Origin of the sequence: Bacillus sp. C30 (assembly GCF_040838255.1) — a bacterium.
Taxonomy (GTDB): Bacteria; Bacillota; Bacilli; order Bacillales; family Bacillaceae_G; genus Bacillus_A; species Bacillus_A mycoides.
The window spans coordinates 1-1,558 of record NZ_JBFPJH010000548.1; the positions used below are offsets into that span (position 1 = coordinate 1).

Genomic DNA, 1,558 nt, shown 5'->3' on the forward strand with positions numbered 1-1,558 from the left:
TAACAATATATGTTTCCATGCATGTCCCTTTTGTAAAGATTGATTGCCATAAAGTGAAACTTTAATCAGTGGGGGGGTTGTTCATCCCCCACTGATTATTAGTTGAACCAATCGGGCATTTACGGGCAGTTGATATCCCACCTAACTTCTTTGTACTATCCGAATTTTGAGGTGGGAGTTTTACTGCCCGTTAATGCGGGATAAAGTGTAATAGCGCTAATGTTTCCTGTTAATTGGCAAGGAGAAAGGGTACCTACAATGCCTAATAAAAACGCAAATAAAAGAGGAATTGATTTCGTAGCATTCGCGATATCCATTAAAGGAGACATGAGTTGATAACTCCACTCGCTAACTGTTGAAAACACGTTATATTCACCTTTCTAACTAGTTATATTGTAATGTTCCATTTTTAGTAATCTGCTTCCACGTTTTACCGTCATCCATAGAAAGAAAGACATTTGCTTTCATTGTAGCAAAAACTATTTCAGCTGAATTTTGAGGATTTTGTGATATGTACATAATTGTATCTTTAGAATCTAAAGATGGAATCTGTAAGTTTGTTTCTTCATTTGTAGCAATTGATTTCTTCGTAATCAGTTGCTCAGTTTGCTTATTAATAGAGGCATAGATAATGTCTTCATTACTTAATGTAACTGCGGTCGATTCAACTGGTTTAGAAAATAGTTCAAATGTATTTCCATAATCTGTAGACAAATATACACCGTCTTTAGCACTTACCGCGACTACACTAGATTGATCTGGATGTGCTGAAAAGGAATGGATTGTACTTGAAAGACCGTTTAACTTACTATTTTTCCATTCTTGTCCGTTGTCCGTACTGAAATAAAAACCTTGTTCTAATTTAGAATTTGGACGCTCATTGTATAAATAAATTGCTTCCGTATTATATCCGACAGCAAGGTTATGAAAATCAGATTCTCCATAAAACGCTAGCTTTTCAAGGGTATTACCGCCATCAGAACTTTTCATTAATCCTAAAGGATTTTTTAAATTTGCACCTGGTTCAGGATGACCGCTGGCAACGAATCCATTCTTTGTTGCCTGAAATCCCATGTAATCATGTAGCTCAGTCGTAGTTTCAAACCATTTACCATTTTGATAAACTTTTATACCACTGTGAGTTGCGATAGAAACCCCAGGCATATTTCCCGCGTAGCCAATTCCATGAATGTGTTCGATTTTTCCAGATGTAATTTCTTTATAAAAGTTTTGCGGAATCGTATTTGCTGTTTCTTTATTTTTTGGCTGAGATTGCACCGTTTCTTTTTTAGCTGGTGCTGTTTCAGCATTGCTAGAACATCCTGTAATTATTAATAAAGAAGTAATTGCTAACCCTGTTGCTACATAATGTTTCACTTTTGTAGACTCCTTTCTATATATATGAGATTTTAAGTATATGGAATAAATGTCAAGAAATTGTGGAGTGGTATGCATAATTTAGAGTGGAAGGGGCCCTAGTAATGAAAATTTTCTTTTCTCTATGAGCACTATTAATTGACGAAAAATTATAACAATAATAGAATGAATTATATTGGAT

The 1,558-nt window shown here is 34.8% G+C and carries 1 protein-coding gene and 1 pseudogene; both read right to left on the bottom strand.

Annotated elements, in window-relative coordinates; translation table 11 throughout:
* Positions 1–200: 200 nt before the first annotated feature.
* Positions 201–365: pseudogene (locus AB3X49_RS22725) on the bottom strand (sulfite exporter TauE/SafE family protein); the annotation flags it as partial.
* Positions 366–384: 19 nt separating this feature from the next.
* Positions 385–1,377, bottom strand: a complete 993-nt coding sequence (locus AB3X49_RS22730; RefSeq protein WP_367964900.1) for a F510_1955 family glycosylhydrolase — start codon at positions 1,375–1,377, stop codon at positions 385–387.
* Positions 1,378–1,558 lie beyond the last annotated feature (181 nt).